A 14,061-nucleotide genomic window follows, 5' to 3' on the forward strand; every position below is an offset into this window, starting at 1 on the left:
TTGGATGATACTTTTTTGGGTGTCATCAATGAATTTATTCGGACAAAACAACAAACTTCAAGTAAAAGAAAAGTACACGTTCGATCTATCTAATTACAAGGCCGATAGCATTATCTATTTAGATAAAATGCAAGGGGTGAATGCCGATGGCCGTGTAATGAAAGTGAATAATAAATATGTAGAAATTGATGGGACACCATGGATTCCTACATATGGCGAAATTCATTTTTCTCGTTATCCAGAAGAGCTGTGGGAAGAAGCGATTTTAAAAATGAAAGCCTCAGGGATGAATACAATTTCTTCGTATATCTTCTGGAATCATCATGAAGAAATTGAAGGGGAATGGGAGTGGACAGGAAATAAAAACCTAAGGAAGTTTGTAGAATTATGTGCAAAACACGACATGTATTTCTTTGCACGAATAGGTCCTTGGTGTCACGGAGAAGCTAGGTACGGTGGACATCCCGATTGGTTGGTAGAACGTTGTAAAAATGGAACATTACGATCTACACATCCTGATTATTTAAATGCAGTGGATAAATTGTATGGACAGATAGCCCAACAATTGGATGGATTGTATTGGAAAGACGGAGGACCGATTTACGCCATACAATTAGATAATGAAAATTGGGAACATGGTCCAGGAAAAGGCATCTATTTAATGGATGCAGAAAAAGAATTGGCTGTAAAACACGGTATGAACGTACCAATTTATACTTGTACAGGTTGGGCAAATACAGAATTTCGTCAGGGAGAAATTATACCATCATTTGGGGGGTATGTCGATTATTTCTGGTCGGAAGCTCAAGATTATTACCGTTGTCCTTCCTTCAGTTTTAGCGAGGTGAGAGTGGATGGACAGATTGGAACAGATATGGGCTTGAAGCAACGATTCGATGTGAAGTATATCGATAATCCTTACTTTACCTGCGAAACAGGTACGGGAATGCACTTGGCCTATCACCGTAGAACAAAGATTACATCAGACGATAATGCGGCTGTATCTATGGTAAAAATGGGAAACGGATGTAACGCCTTGGGTTTATTTATGTTCCATGGTGGCAGAAACCCAATGGGTAAAAACACAAGACTAAACGAAAGATTGGCCGACGGTTATAATGACATCACTGTATTTAGTCACGATTGGCAAGCGGCTATTGGGGAGTTTGGACAGGTTCGATCGACTTATCATAAATATAAAACGCAATTCGAATTTTATGAACAATTTGGAGAGCAATTGGCTCCAATGCAACCCATCATTCCTCTGGATATTGAAGCCGATGCTTTTAACTCTCGCATACTTCAAAGAGGCATAAGAACTAATGGAGAAAGTGGTTTCTTATTTGTCAATAATCATATTAAACACGATACCCTTTATCAGTTTGAAGAGGTACAATTTAAGGTGAAACTAAAGGAAGAAGAACTCACTTTTCCATCAGAGAAAATCAATATTCCTCCGCATAGTTATTTTATATGGCCTTTCAATCTTCAATTGGATGATGTTCTACTGAAATATGCCACTGTACAGCCTTTTACCAGAGTTGGAAATACTTATGTATTCTTCCAAAATAAAGATATCGTTTCAGAGTTTGTATTTGATAATGATGGAGTTAAATCCATCGAAGGAAATAATGTGGAGATTAAAAAGAATCAAGACAATTATTACGTAAAAGTTGTAGAAGCCGGACTTCAGAATTATATCAATTTGAAGTTGAAAAATGGAGAGCAACTACAAATCATTACGCTAAGTGAACATCAAGTGATGGGGGCATATATTGATAATGACTATCTATATATTACTGATGCAGAATCTTTGATTTTTAAGGAGGATCAAATAGAATTAGTATCAGAGAACATCAATAATCAACTCTCTATTTTCCATAAAAAACTACTATCTGATATTCCTCACAAGCAAGAAGGTTTATTTACAACATATCAAATTGATTTTGAAAAAATTGATATCAATGCTGATTTTAAGATCACTCAAAAAGGGAAAAAGTTGAAAATGCCTCAGAAGTATGTAGGTGATAATGTCCGTTTGTCAGAACCGGATGAAAAGTATTTTGATCAAGGGTTGATGGCAGACTTAAACATGGATGTCTCCGCATTAGATCAACTTTATGATATCAGATTGAATGTGGATTACAAAGCAAGCTGTGTCCGACTATACTTAAATGATGAGTTCGTTCACGACAATTATTACAACGGTGATGTGTGGGAATTATCGGTAAATCAATTGTTAAATGGAAAATCAAAAGAACAGTCGTGGCAAGTGAAATTTCTTCCGCTTCAACCCGATGATCCAATTTATGTGGCAGGAACGTTTTGGCCAGATTTAAAGCTGAAAAAGAACACACTTTTCTTGAATAGTGTAGAAGCAAAAGCAGTGTATAGTAAGAAAATTAAACTAACAAAAAGTGCACAATAATGATGAAAATGATATATATATATGGCGTGTTACTACTCTTAATATTAGGGGGGTGTAGCATGCAATCCGAAGAAAAAAGAGAAATAAAACTACTTAGCGGAGAGTGGACATTTTGTATTGACTCTCTTCAAAAAGGTGTCAAAGAGAAATGGAATAAAGGGTTGCCATCAAATGATAAGAAAGTGGTAAAAGTTCCGCATACTTGGAATGTAGAGGAGGGATTAGAATCTTATTTCGGCACAGCTTGGTATGAGAAATCCTTTCAATTATCATCCAAAGACATGAATAAAATACACCGACTTCAATTTGATGCGGTATACCATGATGCCATCATTTATCTCAATGGAAAAAAGGTAGCGGAACATTTGAATTCAGGGTATAATCGATTTTTTGTGGATATCACGGATGCTGTAAAAGAAGGGGATAATCAGATAGTCGTAAAAGTAAGTAATGAGTTCAGTCGTTCCAACATACCATTTGATGTGAGCTTCGATTGGGCCAACGATGGTGGTATTTATAGAAACGTATACCTGGTTTCCACAAGTCGACAAGCCATAGAAAAAGCGTGGATCGATCCATCTTTTAAAGGTACCGAAGGTAATGTAAAAGTGCGTTTGAAATTTTTAGAGGAAGGGATAGTGAAAAGTAAAAACCTAAAGGTGAAAGCTGTAATTCAAGAGGAAAATCAGAAGTCGAATAAGGTGGTATTTGAAGGTGAAGTAAAAGGGAATTTCAAGAAAGGTCAGCTAACGTATAACATCGAACTAAGTGATATCAACTTATGGCATTTTGATCATCCGAATTTATATAAAGTTACTTTTAGTGTTTTTGATAACGACATCAAAAAAGATGAATACTCGACTACTTTTGGATTTAGAACGATAGAAGTAACCAATAACAGATATGTTCTTAATGGTGAGGAAGTACGATTGGTAGGGGTGGAATGGATGCCCGGATCTACTCTAGAAAGAGGTATGGCAGAAAATATTCAGGACTTCGAGAACAATTTGAAACTGATGAAGGAGGCCAATTGTATCTACACTCGTTTCCATTGGCAACAAGATGAATATATCCTGGATTGGTGCGATAGAAATGGTATTTTAGTACAAGAAGATATTCCCTATTGGGGTGTAGTGACACCGATGAACGATACCTTAGTGAATAACGGATTAGTACAATTAAATGAAATGGTAAAGGATCACTATAACCACCCATCAATCATCGCTTGGGGAATAGGCAATGAGTTATCGAGTCATGAACAACAAACAACAGCTGCTTTGCAACAACTTCATGATGCTTCTAAACAACTAGATCCAAATCGATTAGTTAATTATGTATCTAATCAAACACATTGGGGGTATCCGAGTGAGAAAAAAGGGTTACCCGATGTTTCTGCTTCATTCGATATGATCATGTTTAATGAATACTTCAGCACGTGGTACGAACAATCATTGGATGTGGTGCCGGCAGCTTTACAGAAAATTAGAGAAGAATACCCAAATACGGCTTTAACAATAGCAGAATGGGGAATTTGTGAACCTCAATTTAAAGGAGGAGATGAACGTAGAAGGAAAGAAATGGTCGAACAAATCAAAATGTATGGGGAAGCTGATGGTGTTGCTGGAGCAATTTATTTTTGTTTAAATGATTACAGAACCCATATGGGAGAGGACTTCACTTACAACTATCCTCAAAGAGTGCACGGAGTATGTGATATACATTTAGAGAAAAAGCCTTCCTATCAAATTCTTAAAGGAATCAGTGCACCTGTAGAAGTAGTAGAGGTGAAGAAATGGGAAGGAGATGTAGTAGAGATCACACTAAAATGTAAAAAAGGAATTCCTGCTTACACTTTGAATAATTATATATTGAAGTATGGTGATGAGAATGTCATTATTGATCAGCTTGCACCTGGAGAAGTCAGAAAAATAAAAATCAAGGGAGTAGGAAAAGAAGTGAAAATCTATCGACCAACAGGTTTCGAAGTCGGGGCCTGGGAGGTGTAAAAATAAAAATGCCCATGGTTAAAGCCATGGGCATTTTTGTACATAGAAGCTTTAAATTAGCTGTTCAACAACTCCTGTAAAGTTTCTACCGCTTTCGCTTTATTTTTAGCAGGTTGTGATCCTTCTTCTACTTCAACAGTCGATAGGAAGTCAGCTACTTTGCCTGCAATTTCCTTAACGTTTTCAGCAGGTAAGTTCATACCCTGTAACATCATAAAGGCACTTTGCATCATTTGTGCAATTTGATTTTCGTCTTCTGCAGTGTTAATAGCATTCGCAAACTGCATTGCGATCATATTTTCGTCCATGGTACTATTAGGTTGATAATTTTGATGAACAAATGTATGGAAATTATCCTAATTCAGTTTCTTCTGACTTTGTTTTTAAACCAAAAAAGCGACGAACTTCTCTTTTTATTACGACTTTCTGATAAAGGAAGTAATCTTTAGCGGCTTTATAGAGTAATTTGTCGGTTTTAAACTGCGTTTGTAGTAGGAATGCAAAACCAATATAAGGTACAGCCGACCAATAAGCACCTAACCATCCGATTTGCTTCTTCAGTCGATATTTGATAAAAATAGCCTTCAAAGTCGCGTTAACCACCAAAAAGATCACCGGAATAGCGGTCACCCAACTAGCCTCTCCTTGTACTACAGAATAGCCAATCGCGGCAGGGATCAAAAAGTTATCGATCCAAACGGCTATAAAACTCCAAACAATTAAAACATAACCTACTCGGAACACTTTCGAAATGTCCTTTCCTAAGCTGTGTTCTATCAAGTAATCGATTTGCTCTTGATTGTATTTCTGATTGTGTTGAACAAAGTTGCAGAAATTATCCCTTGCACATTCACACTGTTCTTCAAAGTTCTTCATGTCATCAATAGCTAGGTTTTCTTCTTCTATTGTTAAGTTAGGCGTCGGCATAATTAATTTATAAAGTAAGTGTAGTTGTTATTGGTTGTACTAAAATAATAGGTTATCGTTATCAATCCAACCCTTTTGATCTCGAACCCAGTTCATTAACGATTCATGAATAGAAGATCTCATCAAAATATAAGGATTACCAAAGAAGATCATTTGCTGTTTTGCTCGGGTAATCGCCACATTCAATTTTCGATCAACTTTATGATCAGACGTTAAACTGATCATTCCTTCCAATTGAAAAGGGGTATTAGCACAGAAAGAAATCAAAATGACCTCTCTTTGAGATCCTTGATAGCGCTCTACAGTGTCGATACTCAATAAGTGTGCATCCTCAAACCCTTCCTCTTCCAATGCTTGTCGGATAGCGGCTATCTGATTTCGGTAGGGGGCGATAATTCCCAATGTTTTATCAATATCAAAGCTTCCTTTTTGCTCAAGGTAACGCTTTTTGGTTGCCACAGCTATTTTGGCAATTTTCCTTGCTTCTTCCATATTGATCTTGTCAGAAGTAGAGGTATTTTTCCCTGTTGTAGGAAAGAATAGCAAGCGACGTTCGACCAATAACTTTTCTAAATCAGAATATTCAGGGAGTTGATCCCACTCAAAAGAAGCACTTTGCCAAGGCAGGGGAACAGTCGTAAGGTTTCCTTGATAAAACTGTTGGTTGGCAAAATCCCCTAGAACTTCGTGCATACGTCCTTGATTCTTCAATCTATCAAATGCCCAATGCCAATTGTTTTTCTGGCATAAAGCATAAATACGTTCAAAATAGGCGGTTCTTCTATCGGTTAGACCAATTTCCTTCAACTCTTCAAAATCAATTTCAGAAAGGACAGGATCTTGCTGAGTGATGGCCGGTAATTGCTTTTGATCCCCAATCAATACAAAACGATTGACCTTAGTCAAAAGACTTACAATCTGAGGTTCCAAAATCTGAGAAGCCTCATCGATCACCGCCATATCAAATTGTTTGATTTTGAAAAGAGACGATCTACCTGCAATAGAGGCTAAAGTCGAAACAAATATGCGATGTTGTTCGATACCATTTCTCAACATCTTTCTATTGTTGGCATTTTGAGCCAAGTTGTGCATCAAATTTTCCTTCCATTGAGGAGAACAAGAGTGTTCAGATCCAATACGTAGGAATTTTCTTCCATCTTCCAAAGGTGCTTCAATCGCCTCATCCAAAGCTTCACAGATTTCATCTACTGCACGATTGGTATACGCCACAAAAAGTATATTTCTTGTCTTATCCGTTTTATGAAGAATATGAGCCAAGTTCTTCAGCATACGAGAAGTTTTCCCTGTACCTGGAGGGCCTACGACCAAACAATAATCTTCTGTAGACAATGCTTTTGATAGGGTTGATAGCTCTGTTTCGTTTAAGTTTTTATCCTGAGCAAGCGATTTTACTTCCTCATGTGTGTACATTTTATCAGGATATTTTGGAGGGTTCAAGCCCAGTAAACGCGCTTTCTTCTCCTTATTTTCCCAACTGATAAAATTGAAAATACCTCTGTACATCGTATTAAATGATGCTTCCATAAAGTCACCTTCCAAAGCCCACTTGGTGTCAGCATCATATATTTCTGAGTTTCTTTGTCGGTGCCTCAACTGTACTCTTACCTCACTATTTGATATAAACGTGATCGTTCCTCTGTTGATCTGACCTTGAGTTGGAATGGTATCTGCACTTTGTCTAGGATAAATCGTTACGATATCGCCCACTCTAAAGTTGACAAAAGCATTCTCCTCATTGGTTCGTTTAAAGATGAGTTCAGGTACCGGTTCATTGGCATAATTGTCCGTCACCTCAAGATCAAAGAATATTTTGAAACTATCTTTCTTTTCCTCGAAATCGTCTTTCCACAAAGCTGCCGCTCCCTGATTAAAGATGGTGTCCCCAACTTTCGACAATTGTTGCTCTTTCGAAATGAAGCTTGTAAAAGCATATAAATACGCCTTTTCCATTCGATTCAATCCCTTAAGATCTCGAATGAACTCGTTAACTTCAGTCTTGGTAAATGGAGGAGCCCCTGCAAAAGCGGATTCGTTTAACTGACAAATCACTTTATGCACTTCTTGTAAAGTTTCTGCTTTGGATAGCCTAAATTCGTTTAGAACAATCTCATTCCTTGTTAGCAAAATGCTTTGTTCCAATTTTAAAGTGAAGGTATCAAATCGAAGGGGGGACTGAATGGTTTTCGAATAGAAAATATAAGGGAAGACCTGCTTACTTTCTACGTTATAAGCATCTCTTAATATCATCTGATACATCAAAGTTTGTACTTGATGATTGATCCAAAGACCCGAGTTGCCAAAACCAACTTGAGGAGGAGTTCCCGATTTTAATTCAACAATTCTAAACTCTTTTTGATGTTGATTGATGTGTAACAAGTCCAATCGACCTTGCAATCCATACTTAGGAGAATAGAAGGAAGGTTCGATAATGCACCCGTCTTTATAAATATTCTGCTGCAGAAAATCTTCTTTAATCGTCCTTTTGATATTGTTAAACTGATCCTCAGCTTTCTTCATGAATGTATTAAAACCGTCTTTGGTCTGAAGCTCATCTAAAGTAATATATTCCAGTGGACTCGCTTTAAACGTTTTCGTAAATACATCTCTGAAATCGAGTATATCGGTATCTTCAGAATGAATGGCCTCGTCTAAAAAATAGTTGGCTACATTACCCAATAACATAGCAGTAGAACTTGTTGAAGTCGAGAATTTCTTCAAAAGGTGCATCAAAGGAATGGTCGTATTTCTACTAAAACATTCGGCTACAGCTGTTACATCAATAAGGTAATCAGGCTCTAAAACAAAATGTTGTGGAGAAACACTATCATCTTCCTCCATGCGTGCATTGATCAACAGTAACTGTGCATTTTCCCACAGTTTATGGATGAATGCGGTATAAATATCGTTATAACCAGAAACGTTAAATCGAACTTCCAAAGGGGCAGTAGTTTCGTTCTCCTCATCGTCTTCCAGACATATGATGCGGTTATTATCTGTATCAATTCTTAACACTTCAACTTTTAATACCTCAATGGTATTTTCCTTATGTCTGTTGACCAACTCTTGGGAAGGTAAATCCGGTAAGGAATGGTCTAATTTTTCCGGTATGATAACACCATGTACTTCTTTGATTAACTCAGCAACACCTCTTGCTGCAAATTGTACATCGTGATCTGAAATAAATTTGGTCGATCTTTTGGATTGCCTATCGTTGATACGGATTTTTTGTAACCGCCAACTCAGTAATTCAGGCAGCTTTTTTTTCTGACTGATAAAGGCAATTCGTGAGAAAAGGCTGGATAATAACACTTTTTCTCCTTTAGTCTCTTCTTTACAAATCCATTCCAGTAAATCTTTGATTTTGTGGTGTTTCTCTAAGTTGGAGTAAGAATCGTCTTCAATTTGTTGTGATAAATACTGATAATAATCTTCTGCCTTAAGCATTTTAGATAGATATGTTAAAGTGTTTGATCAGGGAACTTTATTTTCACAAAAATAGACTACCCCTTCTGTATCTTGTAAAAATAGATCAGATGTTTGCATTATTCAAATAAGGTCAATACTTCTTTGAAAAAATAGTTTAAATTAGAAATGAGCTTGATATAAATCTACCTTTTGCTACAATATTTAACCTCTTCAAGCTCATTTATTTATAACCCAAAAATAACCTAGCATGTTCGGCATGCACTAAATCAAACCTGACTTTAGACCCTACTAAAGTGCACTATTTATAACTATGAAAATAATCTACCGATTATGGAACTATAAGTTGTTTATAGTTTTAATAACCGCATTTCTATCTTTAAATTCCTGCGGTCCAACATTAGACGAAATTGTCGTTCCACCTATTGATAATTACAAGATAGGCGTACCAATTTTAGATGGAGACATTACTTTTACAGACTTAATTCCTGATGAAGAAACAGAGGATATTAGAGTAGCTGATGATAGCTCTATGTATTTTCAGTTTGATACATCGATTGTCGTAGCCACTACGGAAGACCTTGTTGGTGCTTTTGGTAGTGGAGGGACTGACGATTTTTTTAGTGTGAGTTTCCCCAATCCAGTATCAGGAGTTCCCGTTCCCGTACCAACTGATGGTCTAACATTAAAATTTACTTCCGATGCAGGTTCTTGTACATCAACACCACTACCATGTGTGGAATTACAAAACGATGTATCACAAGTCACTTACATTAGATTTATGCAAGGTTCAATTGATGTTGATTATAGCGTAAATGCAGGGGAGCAATTCGTTTTAGAATTGAGAAATATAATTGCATCAGACGGATCAACAACAGTAAGAACTACAGGAACATCTTCAGAATCATCAGCAAGTATAGATTTGACAGATGTTGAATTTGTTTTAACAAGTACACCAACATTGTATATGGGAGTACTTACTTCCGGAGGACAGGCCTCAGCGAATGGCACCGTTTCAAGTATTGCCATGTCTTCTGATAACTCAGCAGATCGTTTGCGCTTAATTTTCCCTTCGGGATTAGGTTCAGCAGGATTTGATATACCACAAGAATCAATAGAGACAGATTATTTAGGAGATATTTTTCCAGAAGGAGCAGATGTTACTTTTCAAGATCCCGTTATCAACTTTGATTTTGATAATCCTTTAGGGACTTCAGTATCTATGGATTTATCTCAAAATGGAGGTGTAAATGCAGTGTCAGGAAATTCATTTTCTCCTCAACTTCAACCTTTATCGTTTGCGGGTAGTATAGCAGATACTGGAACAGTAAGTCAATGTACACAACAAATAGATGTAGCGGCGGCGTCTGATTTCGATACCCCAGCACGTACAAATAAGTTTATGTGTAATGCGGCAAGTGTAATGAGTAACCGACCAACAGAAATGCGATTTGCAGGGCGTGCATCTTATAATATTCAAGCAGGAGATGAAGTATTCTTCAGTAATACTGACAGTGTAAAAGCATACTTTACCACTAGAATACCTTTACATATTGGATTTACTGGAATGGATTACACAAGTGGATCTGACTTAAGTTTGGACTTTTCATCGGAATTGGATCAAGTGAATACAGCTATTCTAAGATCAAAAGTAGATAACGGTTTACCTGTTGATGGTACCTTAAAATTTTATATCAGAAACAGAGAAAGAGGCTTGGTTCAAGATTCAATTGTCGTTGATGGGAATCAAGATGGAACCCAAGTGATTAAATCTGCAGCAGTCGATGATAATGGTGTGGTGACAGGGAATACAGAACAATACCTTGAAACTCATTTAACCACTGATCAAGTACGAAGCTTATTAAATGCTGGATATTTAGATATATCCTTCTCTTTAGTAGGAGATGCGGATTCTACCACCGCGTATCCCGATCCGGTATTGATTAAAAAGAATCAGAGGATGAATATTCAGATGGGATTACTATTGGATGCCACTGTGGATCTTACTGGTAGTAATTAATTAGATGTTGATATAGAAAATTAAAAATGAGCTTTATGAAAAATTTAAAATCTATATATATCACCATCTCCTTAGTATTTCTGTCCACGATGGTGATGGGACAACAAATAAATACCATGTATTTTATGAATAGTGTCCCGCAAAGTGCAAGATTAAATCCTGGTAAGCAATCAGAAAACAAGTGGGCTATAGCCATCCCCGTAACCAATATGTCTCTACACAGCTATACGGGAATCAGTTTGAACGATGTGACTTATAGAGCAAATGACTCTACCTTTTTGGACATTGACGGTATATTGGATGAGCTTGATAATGAGAATAATGAATTAGCGGCTTTATCTACTCAACTGTTTGGATTGTATTATCAAAAACATAAGTGGGGATTTAACTTTAGAGTAAATTATACCACCATTCAACATATGACCTATACCAAAGGATTAATGAATACAGTTTTAAGAGGTCCCGCTTCTGAAAGTGTTTTTGGTCAACAACAAAAGCTGGAATCTGTGATAGATGCCGTAGCTTTCGCAGATGTCAGTCTAGGTGGTAATTATAGAATTAACGATAAATTAGTGGTCGGTGCCTCAGTAAAAGTATTGTTTGGTACCCATAATGTCGAAGCAAAAATTAATGGGAATATCTATCAAGAAGATGAAGCCAATCTAGGTTTAATTGTAGGTGGAGATTTAGAAGTCTCAGCCAATGGATTAGGAGACATCGTCGATGAGGAAGGAAATATTGATTTTCAATCAGACGAATTGACAAAATCGTTTTCTACCTTAAATAATGTTGGTTTTGCAGTTGACTTAGGAGCCACTTATCAATTTAGCGATAAATTGACTTTCGAAGCATCGGCGATTAACCTAGGAGCCATATATTGGAAGAATGATAATCAGTATAACTATACAGCACCTTTACAAGATGTATCTTTTGAAGGAATGGATCCTGTACAGTTAATAGAAGGGAATACAGATAACGTTTTTCCATCTTTAACAGATACCATCAGTTTTAGTAACATTGATAGTAGAAAGCCAGATAATACTGTGCTTCCTGCCTCAATAAATTTAGCTGCCACCTACGAATTTTGGGATAGAGCTACAGCAGGAGCATTATTCTCACAAACCTTTTATAAAGGCGTGTACTACCCAAGTTTTACCATGTCTGTAGATAAACAATTTGGGAAGTGGTTCGGACTTGGTTTAAGTTATACAGGTAATAAATATCAAGCGTTTAATTTAGGAGGGATGATTTCAATAGGATTCCCAGGATTCCAGTTCTATGTATTATCCGATAATATCATTACTGCAGCAATGGATTACAGTAAGATCAAAGGAGGTAATCTAAGATTCGGTATCAATTTGCCTTTCGGGAAAGTAAAGAATAATGATATTCCCCCTTCATTACAAAAAAGATTAGATAGAAATAACCAATAAGAAATGTTGATGCTTAGCATCAATAAACAACTACTAATATGTAAAAAATGCCGATCGATTTGATCGGCATTTCTTTTTATATTTAACGAGGGTTACACCACCTCTCTTTTTAAACTGATAATCCCCTTAGTTTCTTAGTTCCTTACTTTCTTAGTTATCACGAGCGTTAACTTTGCTACCTGCTACCTGCTACCTGCTACCTGCTACCTGCTACCTGCTACCTACTACCTGCCTCACTTGCTCTCACAATACTCAATCACCGCTTCTCTAATATGCGTAAACGTCTCCTTCAGCAGCTCTTCATTTTCCTCAAGAAGTGTTACTCTAAAGCCGACTAATTCAGAACAGAAAGAAGATATTGGAACTACACAAACACCTTTAGCAGCGAGTAAGTTATATACAAACTGTTTATCAAGTGGCATGTCTTCTGTTACCCATTCGTCTCTTAATGCTTTGAATTTAGGATCATCAATCTTTAAACTCTGACCTTGTTTTAGAACGCCATCTTTAAAAATGATGGTGTTATAAAAGGCTCCGTATGTTTTATTGAAGGTTAACTGAGGTAAATCGCCCAATAAAGAGGCAATAATTTCAGCACGTTTACCAATAGCTTTATTGGCTTCCTTACGGTAAGGTAAGTACCTAGGGTCTTTCATAATTCTAGGAATAGCCATCTGAGGTAATTTGGTAGAACATACCTCAATCATTTTAGCGTTGTCCAAGGTTTGGCATAGTGCACTGAACTGAGGATCGCTTTCTTTGTTGTAATATTCCATCCAACCACAACGTGATCCTGGCCAAGGGAATTCCTTAGAAATACCTTTTAATGCAATACCAGGGACATCCTGAATGTATTCTGCCAATCGAATGGCTTCTGCACCATTATAGGTCACATTTGCATAGATTTCATCAGAGACTAAGAATAAATTAAATTCTTTAGCGATTTCTACAAATCGATCTAATATCTCTTTAGGGTACACCATACCTGTAGGGTTATCCGGATTGATAATCAGAATACCTACAATGTTCGGGTTGTATTTGATCTTTAAATAAAGATCGTCCATGTCTGGATACCAATGGTTTTTTGGATCCAATTTATAAGTCAATGGAGTAGTATTGGCGTGGGCGGCTTCAGCTGAGGAGTGAGTAGAGTAGGCTGGTGATGGACCGATAATACGGGAAGTAGGTACCAAGAATTGGTACAATTTCGAAATGGCATCACCTAAACCATTAAAGAATAAAATGTCGTTGGCAGTAATCTGAACACCATTTAGTAGGTTGGTTTGTTCAGCTAAAAACTCACGAGTTTCTAGAACACCTTTGGAGTGACAATAGCCAAAAGTGGAATTTTCCTGTATTAAACCACTGATAATTTCCAACATCCAATCGGGCATAGCTGCATTCTTTTGGATAGGATCACCAATGTTTTCCCAGTAAATCTTTTTACCTTCTTTCTGAAGGATTTCTGCCTTTTTTACAATTCCGCGGATTTCGTAACTTAATTCGTTAGCTCCATCCCTTAATAATTTTTTTCTCATCGCTCAAGTCGTCGACTTACCCGCCAAAGTAAGTCCATTGATTTAAAGTAAAATCATCTAATTGCCAAAAAATAAAAAACACAATAAACACAAGAAAACGATAGTGCTTTCTAGTTGCTTTATGTGTTAAATGATATGATGGTGTGTAGACGTAGTCTTCAAAATTGGGAGATGTTATCGAGAATGTCAACAAAATAGGAGTAAAGTTTGAGGAACAATCGATTTTGCTGACAAATTTTAAAAATATCGCAAGACATTAAATGTT

Annotated in this window: 8 protein-coding genes; 4 read left to right on the forward strand and 4 right to left on the reverse strand. The window is 36.8% G+C overall.

Translation table 11 applies throughout. The features are described from left to right. Positions 1–28 precede the first annotated feature (28 nt). Together KMW28_RS06460 and KMW28_RS06465 are read left to right on the forward strand one after the other, a co-directional pair. Positions 29–2,428: a beta-galactosidase gene (locus tag KMW28_RS06460; protein WP_183363909.1), complete on the forward strand. Its 2,400-nt coding sequence runs from the start codon at positions 29–31 to the stop codon at positions 2,426–2,428. 59 nt (positions 2,429–2,487) lie between these two features. Then, the gene (locus tag KMW28_RS06465) at positions 2,488–4,434 is read left to right on the forward strand and encodes a glycoside hydrolase family 2 protein (RefSeq protein WP_169664100.1); all 1,947 of its coding nucleotides are present in this window, start codon (positions 2,488–2,490) and stop codon (positions 4,432–4,434) included. A gap of 56 nt (positions 4,435–4,490) precedes the next feature. Here KMW28_RS06465 and KMW28_RS06470 read toward each other — a convergent pair whose 3' ends face one another. From KMW28_RS06470 to KMW28_RS06480, 3 genes are read right to left on the reverse strand one after another with little or no spacing between them, the layout of a single operon-like run. Continuing rightward, on the reverse strand, positions 4,491–4,742 hold the full coding sequence (locus KMW28_RS06470) for a hypothetical protein (RefSeq protein WP_066209104.1): 252 nt from the start codon (positions 4,740–4,742) through the stop codon (positions 4,491–4,493). 43 nt (positions 4,743–4,785) lie between these two features. Then, positions 4,786–5,361, reverse strand: coding sequence for a hypothetical protein (locus KMW28_RS06475; RefSeq protein ID WP_066209102.1), 576 nt, complete (start codon positions 5,359–5,361; stop codon positions 4,786–4,788). Between the two features lie 39 nt (positions 5,362–5,400). Beyond that, positions 5,401–8,826 (reverse strand): AAA domain-containing protein, encoded by a 3,426-nt coding sequence (locus tag KMW28_RS06480; RefSeq protein ID WP_169664099.1) that lies wholly within the window; start codon positions 8,824–8,826, stop codon positions 5,401–5,403. A gap of 292 nt (positions 8,827–9,118) precedes the next feature. Here KMW28_RS06480 and KMW28_RS06485 point away from each other — a divergent pair, with 292 nt between their 5' ends. Then, positions 9,119–10,825: a hypothetical protein gene (locus KMW28_RS06485; RefSeq protein ID WP_169664098.1), complete on the forward strand. Its 1,707-nt coding sequence runs from the start codon at positions 9,119–9,121 to the stop codon at positions 10,823–10,825. Between the two features lie 35 nt (positions 10,826–10,860). Further along, the gene (locus KMW28_RS06490) at positions 10,861–12,258 is read left to right on the forward strand and encodes a DUF5723 family protein (protein WP_169664097.1); all 1,398 of its coding nucleotides are present in this window, start codon (positions 10,861–10,863) and stop codon (positions 12,256–12,258) included. Between the two features lie 233 nt (positions 12,259–12,491). Here the strand turns inward: KMW28_RS06490 and KMW28_RS06495 are convergent, their stop codons facing one another. Then, positions 12,492–13,796 carry a pyridoxal phosphate-dependent aminotransferase gene (locus KMW28_RS06495; RefSeq protein WP_169664096.1) on the reverse strand — a complete coding sequence of 435 codons (1,305 nt, stop codon included), beginning with the start codon at positions 13,794–13,796 and terminating at the stop codon, positions 12,492–12,494. Positions 13,797–14,061: the final 265 nt, after the last annotated feature.

It is taken from the genome of Flammeovirga yaeyamensis (genome assembly GCF_018736045.1).
Classification (GTDB): Bacteria; Bacteroidota; Bacteroidia; order Cytophagales; family Flammeovirgaceae; genus Flammeovirga; species Flammeovirga yaeyamensis.

Excerpts from the sequence above, each read along its gene's own strand:
- KMW28_RS06485 (WP_169664098.1), top strand. The coding sequence starts at position 9,119 with ATGAAAATAATCTACCGATTATGGAACTATAAGTTGTTTATAGTTTTA.
- KMW28_RS06460 (WP_183363909.1), top strand. The coding sequence starts at position 29 with ATGAATTTATTCGGACAAAACAACAAACTTCAAGTAAAAGAAAAGTAC.
- KMW28_RS06495 (WP_169664096.1), bottom strand. The coding sequence starts at position 13,796 with ATGAGAAAAAAATTATTAAGGGATGGAGCTAACGAATTAAGTTACGAA.
- KMW28_RS06480 (WP_169664099.1), bottom strand. The coding sequence starts at position 8,826 with ATGCTTAAGGCAGAAGATTATTATCAGTATTTATCACAACAAATTGAA.
- KMW28_RS06490 (WP_169664097.1), top strand. The coding sequence starts at position 10,861 with ATGAAAAATTTAAAATCTATATATATCACCATCTCCTTAGTATTTCTG.
- KMW28_RS06470 (WP_066209104.1), bottom strand. The coding sequence starts at position 4,742 with ATGGACGAAAATATGATCGCAATGCAGTTTGCGAATGCTATTAACACT.
- KMW28_RS06465 (WP_169664100.1), top strand. The coding sequence starts at position 2,488 with ATGCAATCCGAAGAAAAAAGAGAAATAAAACTACTTAGCGGAGAGTGG.
- KMW28_RS06475 (WP_066209102.1), bottom strand. The coding sequence starts at position 5,361 with ATGCCGACGCCTAACTTAACAATAGAAGAAGAAAACCTAGCTATTGAT.